Origin of the sequence: Cedecea selenatireducens (assembly GCF_042138895.1) — a bacterium.
Lineage (GTDB): Bacteria > Pseudomonadota > Gammaproteobacteria > Enterobacterales > Enterobacteriaceae > Cedecea > Cedecea selenatireducens.
The window spans coordinates 26,292-47,075 of the sequence record NZ_JBHIKW010000002.1 but is presented as its reverse complement, the minus strand read 5'-3'; the positions used below and the strand labels follow the sequence as shown (position 1 = coordinate 47,075).

Here is a 20,784-nt window from a genome sequence, read left to right as displayed (position 1 = left end):
AGTCTATTAAGGCTGGTTTTTTGTTTTCTTCATCTTCCCGCGCTATAAACTAACTCGTCGTTTCAAGGGAACAGTTTATTTATGACAGCCATTCAGAAGTACAGCACCAAAGAGCGCGACCAGGATCGGGCGCGCATCCTGCAAATCTTGCTGACGAATAAGGCCGTTGCCAGCGGCATTCTGGCCAAAGAGCCGCTCGCTGAAACGCAAAGTGCTGAACAGGATATCGCCGAGATAGTGACGCTGGTAGGGCGGCTGCCCGCGCCGGATCTCGCCGATGTCCTGGAAGCATTGCCCACGGAAGAGCGTTTAGCGCTGTGGAGCCTGATTACCGAAGAGCGGCGCGGTAGCGTACTGGTCGAAGCGGCAGAAACCGTCTGGGACGATCTGATTGAGGATATGAGCGATAAAGCGTTGCTTAACGCGCTACGCCCGCTGGATATTGACGATCAGATCTATCTGGCGCAATACCTTCCTCGCGATCTGGTCGGGCGCCTGCTGGCGACGATGCCGCAGAATGAGCGCACCCAGGTTCGCCAGATCCTGCATTATGACAAGCACAGCGTCGGTGCGATCATGGACTTTGAAGTGATCACCGTGCGTCCTGACGTCACGCTTGCCGTGGTGCAGCGCTATCTTCGACTTCGCGGTAAAGTCCCGCAGAACACCGATAAACTGTTTGTCACCAGCCGGGACAAAACGCTGTTGGGGGAGCTGGACCTCACCGCGATTTTGCTGCATGCGCCGCAAACGCCGGTGTTTAAAGTGATGGACGACAATCCCACCTGTTTTGCTCCGGAAGATCACGATGAAAAAGCCGCACGTACCTTTGAGCGTGACGACTTAATCAGCGCCGCGGTTATCGATAGCGCCGGCAAGCTGATGGGCCGCTTAACGGTCGATGAGATTGTTGACGTGGTGTACGAGGAAACCGACAGCGATTTGCGCCGCATGGGTGGCCTGAGCACGGAAGAGGACGTCTTTGCGCCGGTGAGCAAAGCCGTTCGCACCCGATGGGCGTGGCTTGCCATTAACCTTTGTACTGCGTTTGTGGCTTCGCGTGTGATCGGGCTCTTTGAACATACCATTTCTCAACTGGTGGCCCTGGCGTCTCTGATGCCGATTGTGGCCGGGATCGGCGGCAACACCGGTAACCAGACTATTACCATGATCGTGCGCGCGTTAGCGCTACAGCATATTCAGGCCGGCAATATCTCATTCCTGATGTTGCGCGAGCTTGGCGTGGCGTTGATCAACGGCCTGGTCTGGGGCGGCGTGATGGGAACGATTACCTGGCTGTTGTATAACGACGCAGCGATGGGCGGCGTCATGACGCTGGCGATGATCCTGAATCTTTTGGTTGCGGCGCTGATGGGCGTGGTGATTCCGATGACGATGACCAAACTGGGCAAAGATCCCGCCGTCGGCTCAAGCGTAATGATCACGGCGATAACCGACACCGGCGGATTCTTTATCTTCCTCGGCCTGGCAACGTTGTTCCTGCTGTAATCCGATATAACGCCCTGAATGGCGTTCAGGGCGTAGCGGTTTTTATTTCTTCAGTCCGGATTTTTTCACGATATACCTAATTTGTGAAATAAGACTGGAGAGGTATTTCTTCTGGCGGTATTCGTGCTTAGAACGCAGTTTTAACAGGGTGGTTGTATGGGCATCCTGCAGCGGCAAGCCTTTCCAGGGCGATTGCTCGTAGGCAATATCAAAATAGACCGACGACGGGTAACGCATCCATTGTAACCAGGGTTTTGAGCTGCTGGTGTAGTGGATAAAGACCGTCTCATCGGTAATAGTTTCGCTATGCAGATGTGACGTTTTGAGACCAAAGTGATGGGCGGCGTCATAAATCTGATTATATTTTCCCGGCAGCAACAGGCTGTTTTTATGGAAAAGAATATTCAGCACGTCCTGATCGAGGAAGCTGTATTCCGTCGTTTTATCCCCAATCATCGCCAGCGCTTTTTCGGTAAAATTGTTCAGCTTCCACTGTTCGAGATTCAGGTAAATCACCCCGGCATTAAAATAATTACCTTCTATTCCCGGCAAACCCAGTCGCTCCTCGCACGTCTGCTGTACTAACCCCAGATCCGGGACCACGGCGGCATACTTTTCCCCTAATTTGAGATCCAGGAGAGCGTCAGGACTAGCTTTGCACATCACGTCGGCATCAAGATAAAGAACGGTTTTCTTAGTCGATGACAGAGAGTTAAACGCAATAAAGCGATAGTAGGTCGCGACGGTCCATTTGGCCCGTACGGGGAAATCTGAGAAGGATGTTTTGTCGATCAGATAAATATAAATATTTGTCTGGAATTTTTGCGCCAGCGCGTTAAATTTTTCGAGATGATCGTTGCTGATAAAATCAGTGAAAAAATGGAAGTTGAATTTCTTACTGCTATTAATGAGCACTGATACGGCAGAAACGGCGGCACCTAATAAAAAATTCTTGTCGATGCTATAGACAACATCATGTGCCTCTTCACCTTCAGCCAGGGAGAGATACTCATTACTCACAATATACTTAACAACATGTTCCATTTCGAATTAGCCTATTTCTTTGCCTGTAGGGCTTTTCCCTAATGGCGTAATATGTCAAAAATCCGCCCCTGACGGAAGTGGCTGTACTTTATTTGCACGGCAGATGGAAGATTTCAGGTACAAAAAAACCAGCCACTGAGGGCTGGTTTTAAAATTTTGGTCGGCACGAGAGGATTTGAACCTCCGACCCCCGACACCCCATGACGGTGCGCTACCAGGCTGCGCTACGTGCCGACGCAGAAGAATAATACTACATTTTTTCGCGTTGATTGCAAGGACGGTTACGGCTAACTGTCTTATAAATAAACAATTAGTTGGCGATGAAACGCTTCTCGTCGGTCAGCACCTGCAGCAGCAGATCAAGCTGAGGCTTGGTCTCTTCGATTCTCTTGCCCTGCAGATCGTACATCCTGTAGTTGCCGTTATTGCTAAGCACCAGCGTCATTTCCGGCGTGGTCACGGCCAGGGTTTCGTTGTCGGCCCCAATCACCCAGTTATTGCGACGGGTGGCGGTAAACAGATCTTCACCCTGTGAATATTCATTTGCCGGCGTTTTAACGTGCAGCAGACGCTGCATCAGCGTTGTCATGACATCCTGATGATCGGTGAGCTTGGTGATGGTCTGTGCTGGCGTACCCGGCCAGTGGATCACCAGCGGTACCTGAATATGAGCCCGTGACCAGGCAAAAGCATCGCGCTGTGCGCCAAGCGGGACACCGTGTCCTGCGGTAACGATCACCACGGTATTTTGCAGTTTACCCGCCGCCTGAAGCGCATCCAGCACGCGTTTAATCTGTTCATCTACGTTGCCGGCCGCGCGGGAATAGCGCCGCTCAAAGCCCTGCTGGTTGCCGTTGTCGTCAATGCTGGTGCCGTTAAAGGCCACCCATGAGAACCAGCGGTTATCGTCAGAGGCATACTGATTGAGCCAGTTAATCCACTGTGTTGCCGTCTGGCTGTCGCCCTGGTTTTTAGCCGGACGTAGCGAGAAGTCGGAGAGCAGGGCCTGGCGGTACATTGCCGAGTTAAAGCCGTCGGAGGCAAAAAGGCCAAGCTGGTAGCCCTGCTGGTTTAAGCCGGTAATCAGCGCGGCAGGGGTACGTTTTGATAGCACGCCGTCCATATAAGCCGGTGAAATGCCGTAGAACAGGCCGAAGATACCGCTGTCGGTACTATTCCCGGAGCTCATGTGCTGGGTAAAGCGGATATTGCCGGCGGCGAATTCGCTCAGCGCTGGCATATCTTTGCTCACGCTGTCTGCGTTCAGGCCGTCCACGGTAATCAGCAGAACATTGTTGCCGATACCCATATCGCGGAACTGCAGGTTACTCAGCGGATACTGCACCGAAAGCGCTTCCGGGCTGCCTTGCTCAACCAGACGACGCTGGTACTCTTGCGCATCAAGCAGGCCGTGTTTTTCAAGGAAGCGGCGTGCCGTCATCGGGTAAGAAAGCGGCAGATTCGCCCGCTGCATGGTTATCGGGCGATAAAAGTTAGCATCCGCCCAGATGTACATCAGGTGGCTGCTAAAGAAAGAGATAAAGAACAGAATCACTAAAGGACGCACGTATTTACGGCGACGGCCGAGGCTGCGCAGCTTCTGCCAGCTCCACGTCGCAAATAGCATCTCAATAAGCAAAATCACCGGTGCGCTGATGAACATCAGCTGCCAGTCGCGGGCCATCTCCCCCTGGTCAGGGTTAATCACCAGATCCCAGACGGTGGGATTAAGGTGAAGGTGGAAGCGCGTGAAAACTTCGCTGTCTATCAGCAATAGCGTCATGCCCGCCGTGGCTAAGGCAGCGCTGATAAAGCGCAGCAGGCGCTGCGACATCACGATAAACGTCAGCGGAAAAATCAGCAGTAAATAGGCAGCAAACACCAAAAAACTAAAGTGCCCAACGACGCTAAGGTACGAATAAACTCGCCCCGTCAGCGTCGTTGGCCAGTCGGCAATAAACAGATAGCGGCTACCCAGCAGCATGGCCAGCAGGATATTAAACAGGGCGAACCAGTGTCCCCAACTGACCATCTGGGAAACTTTTTCGCGGTAGCGCTGACGGTTAGTCACCATAACTTGTTACGATAGTTCCTTAGTGGGCTTTATCTTCGCTCACCGAAGCTTGAAGCGCCTCGGCAAAGGAGCGAGCCAAAGGACGACGCTGAGCGGACGCCACGCTGGTGTTTATCAGATTGGTGACCATATTTCCCAAAACCATCAGGGAAAGATCGGTAGGCGCGTGGTGTTTTTCCAGCACGCCGGCCAGTTCGGTCAGCATCGCTTCAACTTGTTCGTCACTGTAGCGGGATGTTTGTGGCATAAATTAAAAATCATTCGTATTCGGGAAAGGGCATTATCTTACCGTAGCAGGGACGATTTTTCCGCTTTTTTATCACGACTTGCGTCCCGGTAGCGGCGGTGGTTGAATACCGCCCGGTCTTAAAGGAGAGTTTAACATGAGTCTGGATATCAACCAGATTGCCCTGCATCAACTGATTAAGCGCGATGAGCAGACGCTGGACGTCGTGCTTCGCGATTCGCTGCTGGCAACCGACGGTGCCGTCGAAGATATGATGGCGGAGCTGCACCGCGTGTACAGCGCCAAAAATAAAGCTTACGGCCTGTTCAGCGAAGAGAGCGAGCTGGCCGAAGCGCTGCGTTTACAGCGTAAAGGCGATGAGGATTTTCTTGCCTTTACCCGTGCGGCGACCGGTCGCCTTCGCGATGAACTGGCAAAATACCCGTTTGCCGACGGCGGCATTGTGCTGTTTTGCCACTATCGTTATCTGGCGGTGGAATATTTGCTGGTGGCGGTGCTGAACAATCTGAGCAGCATGCGCGTTAACGAAGAGCTGGATATTAGCGCGACCCACTACCTGGACATCAACCACGCGGACATCGTCGCGCGTATTGATTTGACTGAATGGGAAACCAACCCGGAGTCTACCCGCTATCTGACCTTCCTGAAGGGCAGAGTGGGGCGCAAAGTGGCCGATTTCTTTATGGACTTCCTGGGCGCCAGCGAAGGCCTGAACGCAAAGGCGCAGAACAAAGGTCTGCTGCAGGCGCTGGACGACTTCACCAATGAAGCCCAGTTGGACAAAAACGAGCGCCAGGCCGCGCGGCAGCAGGTTTATGCCTACTGCAACGAACAGCTTCAGGCGGGAGAAGAGATTGAACTCTCTTCATTGGCCGATGAGCTGCCGTGGGCGGTTGACGACAAGAACTTCCAACAGTTTACCGCCGACAAGGGCTACGAACTGGAAGAGAGCTTCCCGGCCGATCGCGGAACTCTGCGTCAGCTGACTAAATATGCCGGTAGCGGCGGCGGGCTGACGATTAGCTTCGATGCCATGCTGCTGGGCGAGCGTATTTTCTGGGATCCGGCGACGGATACCCTGACTATCAAAGGGACGCCGCCGAACCTGCGCGACCAGCTCCAGCGCCGCACTTCCGGGAAATAACCCGTCAAAACGGCCCGCATATTACCGGCGGGCCGTATCAAGTACCCATTGCTTAAGCCTACGATGCGACCGTAGGGCAAGTATTTGGGATGTATTCTGGCTCCGGACCTTCGCTTTCGGGCAGGCGGTGCAAATTTCGAATCTCCAGCTTTTCCCCCATCCAGACTGCGTGAGCGGTATGGTCGGCTTTGGGGTGCCCGGTATTAGGGTGCAGCAGCACGGTTAGTCCGCTGCGGTTGAGCATCAGCCACGGCGCCAGGCGCACAAATTCATCGGGCATAAAAGCGACCTGGTACATCGGCAGGGCGTGAGGGCCAACGGGCTCGTCGTGCCAGCGCCCGAGCAGCACGGAAAAACGCTGCGCAATTTCTTGCCGAATCCTTTCCGCGGTCGCCCTCTGCTGAGGCGTCTCGAAATAGATATGGGCGTGGTAGCTTTGTATCGTCCTGATAGCCTGGATATCCGTTTCTACGGCGGGTGTCAGCGATGCACCTGCGGGGGTTTTTTCAACCATGGAAGTTATCTCTCAGTGCCAGGCGTGGCGTCGGGAATGCTTATATAACAAAAAACCCCGCCGAAGCGGGGTTTTTTTCGAACTTAACTCGCGATTAAGCGCGAACGAAGTCGATGTGAGTCAGTTTTGGCTTGAACGGGTGACGCTGAACAGCCTGAACTTTCACTTTTACTTCTTTGCCGTCGATAGACAGGGTCAGAACTTCTTCGTAGAAACCAGGTTTAGCCTGCTGGTTCATTACGGAGTCGTGATCCAGTTCGATGGATACAGGAGCTTCCGCGCCACCATAAACGATAGCTGGGAATTTGTTTGCTGCACGCAGGCGGCGGCTCGCACCCTTGCCCTGCTCTTTACGTTCTACTGCATTGATAGTAAACATTGAATGTTTCTCTTTAAATAAGCCTGCTACAGGCGACCCAGCAGCAGGTAAAGTTTTCTGCTTTGCGGATGCAAAAGCGGGCGGCATTATAGCCATATCTGACCCTGTCGGCAATGAAAAGTACCGCTTAACCGCGCAATTCATTGGCCCGGCGGAAGCGTCCCTGGTAGTCGAAAACCTTCTCTCGAACGTTCCAGAATTGCCCCTTCATGCGGGCAACCACGAAATCAGGATGGCGCAGCAGCGCCTGCTGGGCTACAACGTCTGCGGCGTTTATCCAACGTAACGGCACGCCGGGCGCGCGTGAGTGTGGGCGGATAAACAGTTGTTCAAACGCCATACGTTGAGCGGGTGTCTGGAGACGGAAGCGCTCGCTAACGTCTGCTCCGTCTTCATCGTAATAGGTGATTTTCAGCCAGTCTCCATGAGCGTCGCCGCCGTGCTGTAGCGTCATGCCGCTGCAGCGTAGCACCAGCGCATCCTTTAGCTTCAGGGCGGCTTTGAGCATATCGTCCGGGTCGACCAGCACGTGATCGCACTGATGGCAGCGGCGGGCGGCAATATCATTTTCCGCATTGCAGTTGGGGCAGTTTTTGAAGCGAAACCGATAGTCGCACTGCTCTCGCAGGCCGTCGTCGTCTTCAAACCAGCCCTGGCAGCGGCGGCCAAAGTGTTCAGTTACCGTACCGTCTGCGGTGGTTTTTCCCCAGAACGTATTGGCAAAACCGCAGGACGGGCAAAAGACCTGCACCGGTACGTTGTCGCTTTTTCCTTTGGCATGGCCCACTTCCGGGGTAAATAAGTCATGCGGGTTGCCGGCGTAGTCGAGGATCAGGCAGTCTTTTTTACCGGGCGACAGGCGCAGGCCGCGACCAACGATTTGTTGGTAAAGGCTAACTGACTCGGTAGGACGCAGGATGGCTATCAGGTCCACGTGCGGCGCATCAAAACCGGTGGTCAGTACCGCCACGTTCACCAGAAAGCGGAACTGCTGATTTTTAAAAGCTTCGATAAGCGTATCGCGCGCCGGGCCGGGCGTATCGGCGGTAATCAAGGCTGCGTCGGTGGTGGGCAACAGGGCGGTAATCTCTTTGGCGTGCTCTACCGTGGCGGCGAAAATCATCACGCCACGGCGCTCGGCGGCAAACTCAACTATCTGGCTGATGATGTGGGGGGTGATGCGTTTTTGCTGCTTAAGCTCACGGTTCAGGTCGGCTTCGCTGAACAGCCCGTTGGACTGCGCCTGCAGGCGGCTAAAGTCGTATTGCACCACCGGCATATCCAGCCTTTCCGGCGGCGTCAGGTAGCCATGCTTAATCATATAGCGCAGCGGCAGCTCGTAAATGCAGTCGCGGAACAGCGCTTTTTCATCGCCGCGAACCATGCCGTGATAGTGAAATTGATAAATCCAGCCTTTGCCGAGACGGTAAGGCGTCGCGGTCAGCCCCAATAGCCGTAGCCTGGGGTTGTTGCCGCGCAGATGCGTGAGGATTTGCTGATACTGACTTTCGTCGCTGTCGCCGATACGGTGGCATTCATCGACAATCAGTAGGGAAAACTCGCCGTGAAAATGCTCAAGATTGCGGGCCACGGACTGCACGCTGCCAAACACCACTTTTCCCTGACTCTCTTTGCGCTGCAGGCCGGCGGCAAAAATGTCTGCTTCCAGCCCAAGGGCGACGTATTTCGCGTGGTTTTGCGCCACCAGCTCTTTTACGTGAGCAAGCACCAACACGCGCCCACGCGCCACTCTTGCCAGCTCCGCTATCACCAGGCTTTTGCCCGCGCCGGTAGGCAGCACGATAACGGCGGGTTCAGAATGTTTACGGAAGTAGCTGAGGGTGGCGTCCACCGCTTCTTGCTGATAGGGGCGTAGAGTAAAAGACATGGCAGGGTGGTTTTTCAACCTTCTTATCAAATGACTGCAACGATTATGCCATAAAGCACGGTTTTACCTTGAGAGAGTTTTTGATGTCGCTATACTGGCAAACTAATTATCAGGCAAACCAATTTTCACCTGAATTTGGGCTTCAGTCCCGGCCGCAATCTCGCTTGTCGGCACCTTCATGAAACAGGCAATACACTAATGCGACTCGATAAATTTATCTCTCAGCAGCTCGGCGTCAGCCGTGCTATCTCTGGCCGCGAAATCCGCGCTAGCCGCGTCACCATTGACGATGAAGTGGTGCGTGACGCCTCTTTTAAACTGCTGCCGGAACACCAGGTGGCGTTTGATGGCAACCCGCTGACCCAGCAAAATGGCCCACGCTATTTCATGCTTAATAAGCCGCAGGGCTACGTTTGCTCGACCGATGACCCGGATCATCCGACGGTGCTTTACTTCCTGGACGTGCCGGTGGCGCACAAGCTGCATGCTGCGGGTCGCCTTGATATCGACACCACCGGTCTGGTGCTGATGACGGACGACGGCCAGTGGTCGCACCGCATTACTTCTCCGCGCCATCATTGCGAAAAAACCTATCTTGTGACGCTGGAATCGCCGGTAGAAGAGGGCACGGCGGAACACTTCGCGAAAGGCGTTCAGCTGCATAATGAGAAAGATCTCACCAAACCTGCCGTGCTGGAAGTGATTACCCCCACGGAAGTGCGCCTGACCATCAGCGAAGGTCGCTACCACCAGGTCAAACGCATGTTCGCGGCGGTCGGCAACCGCGTTGTTGGCCTGCACCGCGAGCGTATTGGTGAAATCGCACTGGATCCTGAACTGGCCCCCGGTGAGTACCGCCCGTTAACCGAACAGGAAATTGCCAGCGTCGGCATGCCCTAATCTCCGGAGTGACTTTTGAGCCGTAAACAGAACTCTTCTGTCGGTATTATCGTAATCCTTGGCCTGCTGGCGATGCTGATGCCGCTGTCCATCGATATGTATCTGCCGGCGTTGCCGATGATTGCCCAGGGCTTTAATGTGCCGGCGGGCAGCGCGCAAATGACCCTCAGTACCTATATTCTGGGCTTTGCAATCGGGCAGATCTTCTATGGGCCGATGGCCGATAGCCTGGGGCGTAAGCCAGTGGTGCTGGGTGGTACGCTGATCTTTGCCCTCGCGGCTATCGCCTGCGCGCTTTCACAGACCATCGAACAGCTGATTTGGATGCGTTTTCTGCATGGCCTCGCGGCCGCGGCGGCGAGCGTGGTCATCAATGCCCTGATGCGCGATATCTATCCGAAAGAAGAGTTCTCCCGGATGATGTCCTTCGTGATGCTGATAACCACCATTGCGCCGCTAGTCGCGCCTATGGTCGGGGGAGCGGTGCTGGTGTGGTTTAGCTGGCATGTTATCTTCTGGATTCTGGCCGCCGCCGCGCTGCTGGCCTCAGCGATGATTTTCTTCTTTATTCACGAAACGTTGGCCCCTGAGATGCGGCAGAAATTTAATCTGCGCACTACGGTCGGGAATTTCGCCACGCTGTTCCGCCATAAGCGCGTGCTCAGCTATATGCTGGCCAGCGGCTTCAGCTTCGCCGGTATGTTCTCGTTTCTTAGCGCGGGGCCGTTCGTTTACATCGAACTCAACCACGTTTCGCCCCAGCATTTTGGCTACTACTTTGCGCTGAACGTGGTGTTCCTGTTCATCATGACTATGATCAACAGCCGCTTTGTGCGCAGGGTTGGGGCGATCAACATGTTTCGGACCGGGCTTTGCATCCAGTTTGCGATGGCGGTATGGCTGGTGGTGAGCAGCCAGCTGGACTTCGGCTTCTGGGCGATGGTGCTTGGCGTGGCGATATTTATCAGCTGCGTGTCGCTGGTCTCCTCCAACGCCATGGCGGTGATTCTGGACGAGTTCCCGCACATGGCCGGGACTGCGTCTTCGTTGGCCGGCACCTTCCGCTTTGGCATTGGCGCGCTAACCGGGGCTTTACTCTCGGTGGCAACCTTTAACACCGCCTGGCCGATGATCTGGTCCATTGCTATCTGTGCGACAGCCTCGGTGGTGTTCTACTTTTACGCCAGCAAAGCCCGCCACAAAAAGGCCTGAAAACGCGCGGGTGTTTCGGTTCAGAAACGCCCGTGTTCTTCGCTAAAACTCCGCCATTACGTCCGTCGATACAGGATATATGTTTCGCATATGTAAAACGCTCAACTGTAAAAAGTCACAACTTTGTAGTTAAAAAGGTTGAGTTAGATCTCAGAAAGCGATACATATAGCGCCGAAACGCGTGCTGTAGCACAAAAATAAAGCGTTAGTAATGAAATTACTACAGTGGATGTAAGTCAGTTTCGTACTCGTTTAAACGCAATTTATCAACATTGTGTTAACCTTTATGCAAACTGTTTGAGATATATTGCCGATTGGAACTTCCGGGGAAATGAAATTGAACACCATACAACTGTCCATCGTGCACCGCCTGCCGCAGAGCTATCGCTGGTTGACGGGTTTTGCAGGCTCCAAAGTTGAACCGATTCCGCAAAACGGCCCACAAGACGACGATTGCCTGATTGGCCTCAAGCTGCTGAGCCCGGATGGGGAAAAAGCGTGGCCGATCATGGATACGCTTAGCCAGGCATTAAGCGATATTGAAGTCGACAGTTCGGTGGTCGAGTGCGAAGGCGAGCCGTGCCTGTTTGTGAATCTTCAGGATGAGCTGGCAGCAACCTGCCGCCTGAAAAACGTTGGCGTGGCCATTGCCGAACCTTTTTCCAGCAATAACCCTTTCTGATCTCAGGCGAGTGCCAGAAGCTGACGCGTGTAGTCGCTTTGCGGGGCGCTAAAGATCTGCCTGCAGTCTCCCTGTTCGACAACTTCCCCCTGATGCAGCACTACCATCTGGTGGCAAAGCGCTTTGACCACATGTAAATCATGGCTGATGAAGATATACGCCAGCCGGTGCTTTACCTGCAGTGATTTTAACAGCGCCAGAATTTGCGCCTGAACCGAGCGGTCCAGCGAGGACGTCGGCTCATCCAGCACGATAAGCTGCGGCTGCAAAATTAAAGCCCTGGCAATAGCGATGCGCTGACGCTGGCCGCCGGAAAACTCAGCCGGGTAGCGGTGCAGCATATCCGCCTGCAGGCCAACTTCCTCCAGAGCCTGAATCACTTTAGCCTCACGTTCGGCGGGGTTTAGCGATGGATGATGCACCCGCAGGCCTTCCTCAACGATTTGCAACACGTCGAGGCGTGGGTTCAGCGAAGAATTAGGGTCCTGGAAAACCACCTGAACGCGGTGGCGCAGCGGCAGCAGCTGTTTGCGCTTAAGCTCATGCAGAGGCTGGCCGTCAAACCAGATAGCGCCGGTGGAATGAATTAATCGCAGCAGCGCCAGCCCGGTGGTGCTTTTACCCGAACCTGATTCGCCAACCAGGCCCAGGCTTTCGCCGGGCCGCAGCTCGAAGCTCAGCTTTTTAAGGCCATAATGGTGGCCCACCGTTCTTTTCAACAGCCCCCGACGAATGGGGAAAGCGACCTGCAGATCCTCAACCTTGAGCAAAGGAGCAACGCCCGTTTGAAGCGGCACCGGCTCCCCTGAAGGCTCTGCGTTCAGCAGTTGCCGGGTATAGGGATGCTGAGGGTTGTTAAATAGCCGGGCGGCAGGCTGCTGTTCAACGCACTGACCGTGACGCATGACCGCCACGTTATCAGCCAGCTTTTTCACAATGCTCAGGTTATGCGTGATAAACAGCAGCCCCATGTTCAGCTCCTGCTTCAGCTCTTGCAGCAGCTGCAGGATCTGCGCCTGAACGGAAACGTCCAGCGCGGTTGTCGGCTCATCGGCAATCAGCAATTCAGGTCGCGTCAGCAGCGCCATGGCAATCATCACGCGCTGGCGTTCCCCGCCGGACAGCAGGTGAGGGTAGTCATTCAGCCGGGCCGCAGGGGTGCGGATACCCACGCGATCGAGACAGGTAAGAATCTCCGCCCGCGCCGCCTCCGGCCGCATTCCCCGGTGCAAAGAGAGCACTTCATAAAGCTGTTTTTCGATAGTGTGCAGCGGGTTTAATGACACCATCGGTTCCTGAAAAATCATCGCAATTTTGTTGCCGCGCACGCCGCGCAGCGCTCTTTCTGGCGCGTTTAGCAGGTCCGTACCGTGAAACAAAATCTCTCCCGAAGGATAAACCACGGGCGGTGACGGCAGCAGCCGCAGCACGGAGAGCGCCGTCACGCTCTTCCCCGACCCGGACTCGCCGACCAGCGCCAGCGTCTCGCCTGCTTCAACCTGAAGAGAAACCGAGTCCACCACCTGATGCAGCGTTTTACCTTGCTGAAAAGCAATAGAAAGATGGTTGATGGCGAGTAGCGGAGTCGTCATGGTCAGCGCGCCTTAGAAGGATCAAAGGCGTCACGGACCGCTTCGCCAATAAAAATTAACAGGGAGAGCAAGATCGCCAGAGATAGAAAGGCGGAAATGCCCAACCACGGTGCCTGCAGGTTGTTTTTCCCCTGCAGTACCAGTTCGCCAAGCGAAGGTGAGCCAAGCGGCAGACCAAAACCGAGGAAGTCGAGTGAGGTCAGGGTCGTTATCGAAGCGCACAGAATAAAGGGCAGGAAGGTCAGGGTGGCGACCATGGCGTTAGGTAACATATGGCGGGTCATGATTGACCAGTCGCCGACGCCCATCGCCCGCGCAGCGCGAATATAGTCGAAATTGCGGGTGCGCAAAAACTCTGCCCGCACGACGCCGACCAGCCCCATCCAGCCAAATAATACGGTGATGCCCAGCAGCCACCAAAAGTTAGGCTGCACCACGCTCGACAGCATGATTATCAAAAATAGCGTCGGCATCCCCGACCAGACTTCTATCAAGCGTTGCCCCCACAGGTCGACGCGCCCGCCGTAATAGCCCTGCACCGCGCCTGCCAGAACGCCAATAATGCTGGAGAAAAAGGTCAGCATCAGGCCGAAGAGCACGGAAATGCGGGTTCCGTAAAGTATTCTCGCCAGCACGTCGCTGCCGTTGGCATCGGTGCCGAGCCAGTTTTGCGCGCTGGGTGGCGAAGGGAACGGCACGTTGCTGGCGTAGTTAATGGTGTTGCTGCTAAAGCGTATCGGCGCCCAGAGGATCCAGCCTTTGTCGCTCAGGCGCGCGGTTAACCAGGGGTCCTGGTAGTCGGCGGGGGTGGCAAGCGGGCCGCCAAAATCGCTTTCGCTGTAGTTTTTTATCGACGGGAACCAGAGTTTGCCTTCGTAATGCACCAGCAGCGGACGATCGTTGGCGACCAGCTCTGAACCCATGCTCAAAATAAAGATAAGGGCAAAGATCCACAGCGACCAGTAACCACGGCGGTTCTGGCGAAAACGCGTCCAGCGCGCCTGGTTTACCGGGCTTAGTCGGCTCATCCTCGGCCCTCAAAATCAATGCGGGGATCGACCAGCGTATAGGTGACATCGCTGACGATGTTGGTCAGCAGGCCAATCAAGCTAAAAATATACAGCGTGCCGAAAATCACCGGATAGTCGCGTGAAATCGTCGCCTCGTAGCCAAGCAGGCCCAGCCCGTTAAGAGAGAACATCACTTCAATAAGCAGCGATCCGGTGAAAAACATGCTGATAAACGTTGCCGGGAAACCAGCGATCACCAGCAGCATCGCGTTACGAAAGACGTGGCGATACAGAATTTTCTTCTCATCCAGCCCCTTAGCCCGCGCGGTCACCACGTACTGTTTACGAATCTCATCGAGGAAGGAATTTTTCGTCAGCATGGTCAGCGTGGCGAAGCCGCCGATAACCGTTGCCAGCACCGGTAGCGCGATGTGCCACAGATAATCGGTGATTTTGCTGTACCAGGGCAGGGCGTCAAAATTGGCCGACGTCAGCCCTCGCAGAGGGAACCAGTCGAGATAAGTCCCGCCGGCAAACAGCACAATCAGCAGGATGGCAAACAAAAACGCCGGGATGGCATAGCCGATGATGATAAAAATGCTGCTCCAGATATCAAAGCTGCTGCCGTTGCTCACCGCCTTGCGGATCCCAAGCGGAATTGACACCAGATAGATGATCAGCGTGCTCCACAGCCCGATGGAAATGGATACGGGCAGGCTGTCTTTAATCAGCTTGATCACCGAAGAGCTACGGAACAGGCTATTACCAAAGTCAAAGCGTAAATAGTCGCCCAGCATAGTGAAATAACGCTCGTGCAGCGGCTTGTCGAACCCATAGCGATGCACAATCTCTGCGATGACTTCAGGGTCGAGTCCACGGCCACCCCGGTACTGGCTGCTGGTGACATCACCCACGCCGGTTCGGGCATGGCTGCCGCCCATTGCATCGTTACTCACGCCCGGCATGCCGCTGCTGTGGCCCATCTGTATGGCCGCAATAGCCTGATCTACCGGCCCGCCTGGCGCGATTTGCACGATGAAAAAGTTAATGGTGATTATCGCCCACAGGGTGGGAATGATGAGCAGCAGACGTCGGAGAATATAAGCGCCCACGTTAGTCCCCCTGGCGCCGGTCGGCAGGCAGCTTCGCCGCTTTGTTTACGTCATACCACCAGTTATCAAAGCCGTTGTTATACATTGGGCGGATGGCCGGGCGGGAGAATTTATTCCACCAGGCTAAACGGTCGGCTGACGTATACCACATCGGCAGCATGTAGTTGTTCCAGGTCAGCACGCGGTCAAGGGCACGGCCCAGCGGCAGCAGTTTTTTCTTATCGCCCTGGCTGGCGATAATCATCTCGATAAGCTTGTCGATAACCGGGCTTTGCACGCCGGGTGCGTTATAGCTCGAATTGATGTACTCCGATGCCCAGATGATTTGTAAATCCGGGCTCGGGTAAGGCATCGCGCTGTAAACCCGAGGCATCATGTCGTAATCACGGCTGCGCAGGCGGCTTGAGAGCTGCGAGTTATCCACCTGGCGGATGTTCATGGTAATGCCCAGGCGCTGCAAGTTGCGCTGGAAAGGGAGGATCCACTGCGTATTGCCTGCCGTACCGGCCAGCAGTTCAAAAACAAATGGCTTGCCGGTGCTCACATTCACCAGCTTCTGGTCTTTTAACTCCCAACCCGCTTCTTTAAGCAGGCTGAGCGCCTTAAGCAGGTTATCCCGGTCAAACCCACGGCCGTCTGATTTAGGCGGGTTGTAGATTGAGGTGAAGACCTCCGGCGGGAGATCTTTTTTCATCGGCGCCAGCAGCATCAGTTCGTCGGCGTCCGGATAGCCGCGTGCGGCGTATTCGGTATTCTGGAAGTAGCTGTTGGCCCGACTATAGGCGCCATAAAACAGCGCTTTGTTCATCCATTCAAAATCAAACGCCAGGCTGATAGCTTCCCTTACCCGACGGTCGCTAAAAATGGGACGCTGGATGTTAAACGCCAGCCAGCGGGTGTCCTGGGCGGATTCGTTTTTCTGTTCATCTTTAACGATGAAGTGGTTGCTGAAGTTTTTACCTGTATAGCGCGTGGCCCAGTTTTTGGCAGAAACTTCGCTGCGAAAATCAAAAGCTCCGGCCTTGAAGGCCTCGAAGGCAACGTCATCATCAAGATAATAGTCGTAGCGGATGGTATTAAAGTTCCAACGCCCCCGGTTCACTGGCAAATTTGCCGCCCAATAGTCACGGACTCGCGACCAGGTGATGTACTGCCCCATCTTCCAGTCGGTGATTTTGTACGGTCCGCTGGAAGGCGGAGGGGAAGAAAGTGGGTCGCTTAGTTTGTGATCTTTCCAGAACTTTTCCGGGAATACTGGCAGTGAGAACAGGCCCAGCATTCTGTCTTTGCTCGGCGTGGCAAGCTCGATGCGCACGGTCAGCGGAGCAATCGCTCGTACCGTCGCCCCTTTGTATATCAGCCGGAACTGCGGCACGCCTTCGGTCATGAATTTATTGAAGGTGAACGCGACGTCCTGCGCGGTAATCGGGTTGCCGTCCTGGTAACGGGCGCGGGGATTGATTGAGATTTCAGCCCAGGCAAAGTTGGACGGATAGCGGGCCATCTCGGCAATCAGCGGGTAATAACTGCCGGGTTCATCATCGGAGGTAGTAAACAGCGTGTCGTACAGCGCATCGGTGCGGATGCCGGGGTTACCTCGCATGGCGAAGCGGTTGAAGTTGTCAAAGGTACCAATGGCCGAAAGCGTAATATTACCGCCTTTCGGGGCCGCTGGATTAACGTAATCGAACTGAGTGAAGTTGACGGCGTATTTAGGTTCGCCCAGCACGGCAAAGGCATAACTTTCGTTTATCTCTGCGGCGCACGGCATCAGGGAAAACGTGCTCAGGCAAAGCAGCATCAGTGCACGTACAGCTCTCGTCATCTTCATTCCTTGCCTGGTGGATGGCAGACCGCAGGCGTCGCGCTCCTGCGCCCGGTAAGCCCATGATGGTTAATCATAAGTTAGCCGGCGAAGATTGTGCAATGTCTGTCAGTCTTTCAGTTCGTCATAAAGCGTGTGGGACGGGTTCCAGCTGGCGAGCTGGCTTAGGGTCAGCGGGCGGCTGAAGTAATAGCCCTGCAGGAAGTTACAGCCACGCTCAATAAGCCATTTTGCCTGCTCCGGCGTTTCCACGCCTTCCGCGACCGTATTCATGTTCAGCCGCTGGGCTAGCGTCAGCACGGCGTCCAGCACCGGGGCCGTCACCGTCTCCATGCCGATGGAGTTGACGAAGCCGCGGTCGATTTTCAGGTAATCCAGGGTAAACCGTTCCAGGTAAATCAGCGCGCTGTGGCCGGTGCCGAAATCATCAACCGCAATTTCAAACCCTTGCTCATGCAGCCAGGCGAAAATCCCCATCGCCTCTTTTTCTTTCAGCATGTCGCGTTCGGTTATCTCGAAAACCAGCTGGAAATGGTGCGGCGGCATGGAAGCGGCAAATGCCTGAATGTCCTGTTTGAACGTTGGCGAGTGTAGATGGCTGGGCGCAAGATTAACGCCAATTTTGGCACCGGCCGGTAAGACTTTTTGCAGTACTGGCGCATCTTTGGCTATCAGCTCAAACAGATGGCGAGTCAGCGGCACGATAAGCTGCTGGGCTTCGGCAAAGCCGATGAACGCATCCGGAGGGATCATGCCCGCCGTCGGGTGCTCCCAGCGCATCAGCACTTCTATGCCACGCATCTGCAGCGCCTCAGAGTCGACAACGGGCTGGTAAACAACAAAGAACTGTCCGCGCTTAATGCCGGTAAGAATTTCTTTGCCGGCCCGCACCTTCACCGTAAGGAAATAACCGCACAGTGCGGTGCCAAGCAGGCCGGACAGTAACCCGGCAAGGATCGCGAGCTGAATATCCTCTACTGGCCACGGAGTGCCGTAAATGTAGAGTTTAATAGGGTAACCGCTGAGGATAGAAATTCTTGTGGGGGAGGGAGGGAGTTCATCGACGTTAATAACGTCCGGGGAATAGGATGTTAGCGCTTTGTTTCCCACCACCAGCGCCATCGAACTGATGTCCTGCTGCCTCGAGGTGAAGACCAGGTACGGCGTGAGGTTGACGTTTAGCGTAGTGAAGACACCGCGTCCTGAAGCCAGCGGATTCAAAAACCAGGCGGCAATCACCGGCCTGCCCGGCATCATCGGCGTGCCGTTCATGATAGCCAGGTCGATAGGTTTATTGATGTTCAGCTCGGGCTCCAGGGCATCCATCGACAGTTCCATGTCGCCGGTGGCGGAAGAGCAGTAGGCGATGCTGTTACGCACCAGCAAAAAGGCCCGTACGTTGGGATTAAAAGCCGCGCGGGAAGTCAGCTCGCCGCTGACTCTTTCGCATTCGTTCATGGTTAAAGGTTGAATGCCGTCGGCGGTAGCGTGGAGTTCTTTAAAAAAGGTATCGAGGTAGTTGCTGATGTCGCGAGCGAGAAGGTTATAAGCGGACTCACGCTTGGAATGAAGCGCCAGGCTGGTTAGCCCCCCCACAAATAATGCGGCAAACAGTCCCATCAGCAGGCTGAAGGTGACTATCTGCTTTGGGGTGCTAAAGTAGCGCGAAAAAATGTTCTTATAAGACATGGATGTATGAGTCCCGCAGGGGCAAGCGAATCATCGTTTGTTTTATGATTTTTTCTGACTATAACCCATAACCCGGAAATTGTTTAATTTGTTTCATCGGGTGACTATTTGCTGTTTCTCTCGCTGAGGAAAGAGTAACCAGCTGAATTTCAGGCATAAAAAAACGCTGCATCGGCAGCGTTTTTAACGTTGGTAGTTTTGCTGAGTAGCCAAGGGAATAACCCTCAACAAAACATATCTTTTATGGCGTTAGCTGCGGCTCAGCACTCGGCGTGCTTCGTTGTAACGCTTCTTCCAGTAAGGTTCATCCATGCTGGAGATAACAACCCCGCTGCTGGTGGAAGCATGTACAAACTGGTTATTACCAATGTAGATGCCGACATGACGCCCGGTAGAGCCCGCGCGGAACAGCACTAAATCGCCGGTACGTAATTTATTACGCGAAACGGATTTGCCGGATTCCTGCTGCTCGGACGTTGAACGAGGCAGCGTTAAGCCAAACTGTTCCTGGAACGTGCGCTGCACGAATGCAGAACAATCGATACCCGCTCTGCTGCTGCCGCCAAGACGGTAGCGTACACCTTTCCAGCTCGCGTATTGGTCCATAAGACGTGACTTAACGTCTACGTTACGAACCATCTCTTCGAATTCATCCTGAGAAGCTTGCAGTAAAAAACTGTCTTTTTCACCGACTGCATGCGTCTCAGAATGCATATTTGCTGTGTTAGTCGAACTACAGGCGGAGAGCATAACTGCTACCGCAACCGCGGGGATAGCCCGCAGGATGTATCTCAAAATAGGCTGAGATCTGACCATGTTGTTTGTTTTCCCTTGATGTCCTTAACGAATAATTCGTTATACAAAAATACCAACGTGACGAGACTAATTACCTACAGGCAACGAGACAATTATTTATGCACAAAAATGTGGAACACCGCACACTTTTATTCACAGCACAAATAGCTGAGACGTAGCGAAAACTTTCCCGAGACTACCCGATAAGACCAGGCTATGCGAGCGTTTTTATTCTTATTTTTATAAGAAATTGTGATGTTTCGTCGCGAAAGGTTATTTCGAACAAATGATCGACGATGCTGCTGGTTTTATCGTCAGGTCATTCAAATTGAAGAGGATTTGGCGTGAGTAAATATTCATCTTGCCGTCATGGTGCTGAAAAAATAAGCAGGGACCTGTAGGGGACCCTGCTTATTCGCCATCGTCATTGCTTATTCGGCATCAGCGAGAAGCTTTATATTTACCCGGCAAAGTACGATTCAGTATGGAAATTAACCGGTCACTGATTGGGGTTAAAAGCACCCACGGCAGGCCCACCAGGGCGATAGAAAGCGAGCCAACGTAGACGTCGGTAAACCAGTGCGCGCCTATCATTATTCTTGGCGAAGAGAAGATAAAGAAGATAGCTGCTGCGATAAAAAATGCACGCCCGCCGAAATAACGCAGCATAAAACCGGTAAAGATAAGCAGCATCAGGCCATGATCGCCGGGGAAGCTGTCGCTCGAGGCATCTTTCGTCGGGAAGTGCAGCAGCTCGCTGACGCGATGGATATCGGTGAAGAACAGCGTCGGGCTGGCGTGAACCACCGGGATAAGGTGGCCGAGCTGGTTAATCACCACGGCGCACAGCAGCATCACGATGCCCATCAGCACCAGGCGGCGGCGGCCAGCGCCGTCTTCACGCAGCCAGAACCAGGAGAACAGGGCGCCCATTGCGAGCAGCGAAATGCCGTCGAAAGCGCGGTTATTGGTGATAGCAATCAGCGTTAAAAATGTCTGGCTTTTGACAAGTTCATTATTAAAGAAATGGAACAGCGTGGCGTCAATGTTGAACCAAAATCCATGGTTCACGGGCAGATACCAGCTAAAGAACAGGGCAAGGCCCAGCGCGTTCAGTAACAGTAAAAGAGGGAGGCGATTAATCATGATGCAGCTTCTAAATCTCATT

At 54.1% G+C, this 20,784-nt stretch carries 18 protein-coding genes and 1 tRNA gene; 5 read left to right on the top strand and 14 right to left on the bottom strand.

Annotation, left to right across the window (positions count from 1 at the left end):
- Nucleotides 1-81: 81 nt before the first annotated feature.
- Nucleotides 82-1,509, top strand: coding sequence for a magnesium transporter (gene mgtE, locus ACE38U_RS03080; RefSeq protein WP_038480989.1), 1,428 nt, complete (start codon nt 82-84; stop codon nt 1,507-1,509).
- 42 nt (nt 1,510-1,551) lie between these two features.
- Here the strand turns inward: mgtE and ACE38U_RS03075 are convergent, their stop codons facing one another.
- The 4 genes from ACE38U_RS03075 to ACE38U_RS03060 all read right to left on the bottom strand — a co-directional run bounded on the left by ACE38U_RS03075 (nt 1,552) and on the right by ACE38U_RS03060 (nt 4,874).
- Entirely contained in the window at nt 1,552-2,553 is a 1,002-nt protein-coding gene (locus ACE38U_RS03075; protein WP_052049026.1) for a glycosyltransferase family 8 protein, read from the bottom strand.
- Between the two features lie 157 nt (nt 2,554-2,710).
- A tRNA-Pro gene (locus ACE38U_RS03070) sits at nt 2,711-2,787 on the bottom strand.
- 76 nt (nt 2,788-2,863) lie between these two features.
- The gene (gene yejM / locus ACE38U_RS03065; protein ID WP_038480992.1) at nt 2,864-4,627 is read right to left on the bottom strand and encodes an LPS biosynthesis-modulating metalloenzyme YejM; all 1,764 of its coding nucleotides are present in this window, start codon (nt 4,625-4,627) and stop codon (nt 2,864-2,866) included.
- 19 nt (nt 4,628-4,646) lie between these two features.
- A complete protein-coding gene (locus tag ACE38U_RS03060) occupies nt 4,647-4,874 on the bottom strand; it encodes a YejL family protein (RefSeq protein ID WP_016537389.1) in 228 nt (75 codons plus the stop codon).
- Nucleotides 4,875-5,010: 136 nt separating this feature from the next.
- On the opposite strand from ACE38U_RS03060, the gene yejK reads away from it, so the two are divergent.
- Nucleotides 5,011-6,018: a nucleoid-associated protein YejK gene (gene yejK, locus ACE38U_RS03055; RefSeq protein ID WP_038480995.1), complete on the top strand. Its 1,008-nt coding sequence runs from the start codon at nt 5,011-5,013 to the stop codon at nt 6,016-6,018.
- A 58-nt stretch (nt 6,019-6,076) separates the two neighbouring features.
- On the opposite strand, the gene ACE38U_RS03050 is transcribed toward yejK, so the two are convergent.
- From ACE38U_RS03050 to radD, 3 genes are all read right to left on the bottom strand, one after another.
- Nucleotides 6,077-6,532 carry a DOPA 4,5-dioxygenase family protein gene (locus ACE38U_RS03050; protein WP_052049027.1) on the bottom strand — a complete coding sequence of 152 codons (456 nt, stop codon included), beginning with the start codon at nt 6,530-6,532 and terminating at the stop codon, nt 6,077-6,079.
- A 94-nt stretch (nt 6,533-6,626) separates the two neighbouring features.
- Nucleotides 6,627-6,911, bottom strand: coding sequence for a 50S ribosomal protein L25 (gene rplY / locus ACE38U_RS03045; RefSeq protein ID WP_038480998.1), 285 nt, complete (start codon nt 6,909-6,911; stop codon nt 6,627-6,629).
- A gap of 127 nt (nt 6,912-7,038) precedes the next feature.
- The gene (gene radD / locus ACE38U_RS03040; protein WP_038481001.1) at nt 7,039-8,799 is read right to left on the bottom strand and encodes a DNA repair helicase RadD; all 1,761 of its coding nucleotides are present in this window, start codon (nt 8,797-8,799) and stop codon (nt 7,039-7,041) included.
- A 198-nt stretch (nt 8,800-8,997) separates the two neighbouring features.
- Here radD and rsuA point away from each other — a divergent pair, with 198 nt between their 5' ends.
- From rsuA to ACE38U_RS03025, 3 genes are all read left to right on the top strand, one after another.
- Nucleotides 8,998-9,699 carry a 16S rRNA pseudouridine(516) synthase RsuA gene (gene rsuA / locus ACE38U_RS03035; RefSeq protein ID WP_038481004.1) on the top strand — a complete coding sequence of 234 codons (702 nt, stop codon included), beginning with the start codon at nt 8,998-9,000 and terminating at the stop codon, nt 9,697-9,699.
- Between the two features lie 15 nt (nt 9,700-9,714).
- Entirely contained in the window at nt 9,715-10,911 is a 1,197-nt protein-coding gene (locus ACE38U_RS03030; protein ID WP_038481007.1) for a Bcr/CflA family multidrug efflux MFS transporter, read from the top strand.
- 337 nt (nt 10,912-11,248) lie between these two features.
- Complete coding sequence (locus tag ACE38U_RS03025) at nt 11,249-11,593, top strand: YejG family protein (protein WP_038483335.1); 345 nt, start codon at nt 11,249-11,251, stop codon at nt 11,591-11,593.
- A 2-nt stretch (nt 11,594-11,595) separates the two neighbouring features.
- Here ACE38U_RS03025 and yejF read toward each other — a convergent pair whose 3' ends face one another.
- The 7 genes from yejF to ACE38U_RS02990 form a co-directional block, all read right to left on the bottom strand.
- Nucleotides 11,596-13,185 (bottom strand): microcin C ABC transporter ATP-binding protein YejF, encoded by a 1,590-nt coding sequence (gene yejF, locus ACE38U_RS03020; RefSeq protein ID WP_038481010.1) that lies wholly within the window; start codon nt 13,183-13,185, stop codon nt 11,596-11,598.
- Between the two features lie 2 nt (nt 13,186-13,187).
- Nucleotides 13,188-14,213 carry a microcin C ABC transporter permease gene (locus ACE38U_RS03015; RefSeq protein WP_038481013.1) on the bottom strand — a complete coding sequence of 342 codons (1,026 nt, stop codon included), beginning with the start codon at nt 14,211-14,213 and terminating at the stop codon, nt 13,188-13,190.
- The gene (locus ACE38U_RS03010) at nt 14,210-15,307 is read right to left on the bottom strand and encodes a microcin C ABC transporter permease YejB (RefSeq protein WP_038481016.1); all 1,098 of its coding nucleotides are present in this window, start codon (nt 15,305-15,307) and stop codon (nt 14,210-14,212) included. The genes ACE38U_RS03015 and ACE38U_RS03010 overlap by 4 nt, the downstream gene beginning before the upstream one ends.
- Nucleotide 15,308: 1 nt before the next feature.
- On the bottom strand, nt 15,309-17,108 hold the full coding sequence (locus ACE38U_RS03005) for an extracellular solute-binding protein (RefSeq protein WP_144244106.1): 1,800 nt from the start codon (nt 17,106-17,108) through the stop codon (nt 15,309-15,311).
- Between the two features lie 132 nt (nt 17,109-17,240).
- The gene (gene pdeN, locus ACE38U_RS03000) at nt 17,241-18,821 is read right to left on the bottom strand and encodes a cyclic di-3',5'-guanosine monophosphate phosphodiesterase PdeN (RefSeq protein WP_176981076.1); all 1,581 of its coding nucleotides are present in this window, start codon (nt 18,819-18,821) and stop codon (nt 17,241-17,243) included.
- Nucleotides 18,822-19,070: 249 nt separating this feature from the next.
- Nucleotides 19,071-19,637 carry a bifunctional murein DD-endopeptidase/murein LD-carboxypeptidase gene (gene mepS / locus ACE38U_RS02995; RefSeq protein ID WP_038481023.1) on the bottom strand — a complete coding sequence of 189 codons (567 nt, stop codon included), beginning with the start codon at nt 19,635-19,637 and terminating at the stop codon, nt 19,071-19,073.
- Between the two features lie 420 nt (nt 19,638-20,057).
- A complete protein-coding gene (locus ACE38U_RS02990; RefSeq protein WP_375529148.1) occupies nt 20,058-20,762 on the bottom strand; it encodes a phosphatase PAP2 family protein in 705 nt (234 codons plus the stop codon).
- Nucleotides 20,763-20,784: the final 22 nt, after the last annotated feature.

Excerpts from the sequence above, each read along its gene's own strand:
- mgtE (WP_038480989.1), top strand. The coding sequence starts at position 82 with ATGACAGCCATTCAGAAGTACAGCACCAAAGAGCGCGACCAGGATCGG.
- ACE38U_RS03075 (WP_052049026.1), bottom strand. The coding sequence starts at position 2,553 with ATGGAACATGTTGTTAAGTATATTGTGAGTAATGAGTATCTCTCCCTG.
- yejM (WP_038480992.1), bottom strand. The coding sequence starts at position 4,627 with ATGGTGACTAACCGTCAGCGCTACCGCGAAAAAGTTTCCCAGATGGTC.
- ACE38U_RS03060 (WP_016537389.1), bottom strand. The coding sequence starts at position 4,874 with ATGCCACAAACATCCCGCTACAGTGACGAACAAGTTGAAGCGATGCTG.
- yejK (WP_038480995.1), top strand. The coding sequence starts at position 5,011 with ATGAGTCTGGATATCAACCAGATTGCCCTGCATCAACTGATTAAGCGC.
- ACE38U_RS03050 (WP_052049027.1), bottom strand. The coding sequence starts at position 6,532 with ATGGTTGAAAAAACCCCCGCAGGTGCATCGCTGACACCCGCCGTAGAA.
- rplY (WP_038480998.1), bottom strand. The coding sequence starts at position 6,911 with ATGTTTACTATCAATGCAGTAGAACGTAAAGAGCAGGGCAAGGGTGCG.
- radD (WP_038481001.1), bottom strand. The coding sequence starts at position 8,799 with ATGTCTTTTACTCTACGCCCCTATCAGCAAGAAGCGGTGGACGCCACC.
- rsuA (WP_038481004.1), top strand. The coding sequence starts at position 8,998 with ATGCGACTCGATAAATTTATCTCTCAGCAGCTCGGCGTCAGCCGTGCT.
- yejF (WP_038481010.1), bottom strand. The coding sequence starts at position 13,185 with ATGACGACTCCGCTACTCGCCATCAACCATCTTTCTATTGCTTTTCAG.
- ACE38U_RS03015 (WP_038481013.1), bottom strand. The coding sequence starts at position 14,213 with ATGAGCCGACTAAGCCCGGTAAACCAGGCGCGCTGGACGCGTTTTCGC.
- ACE38U_RS03005 (WP_144244106.1), bottom strand. The coding sequence starts at position 17,108 with ATGCTGCTTTGCCTGAGCACGTTTTCCCTGATGCCGTGCGCCGCAGAG.
- pdeN (WP_176981076.1), bottom strand. The coding sequence starts at position 18,821 with ATGTCTTATAAGAACATTTTTTCGCGCTACTTTAGCACCCCAAAGCAG.
- mepS (WP_038481023.1), bottom strand. The coding sequence starts at position 19,637 with ATGGTCAGATCTCAGCCTATTTTGAGATACATCCTGCGGGCTATCCCC.
- ACE38U_RS02990 (WP_375529148.1), bottom strand. The coding sequence starts at position 20,762 with ATGATTAATCGCCTCCCTCTTTTACTGTTACTGAACGCGCTGGGCCTT.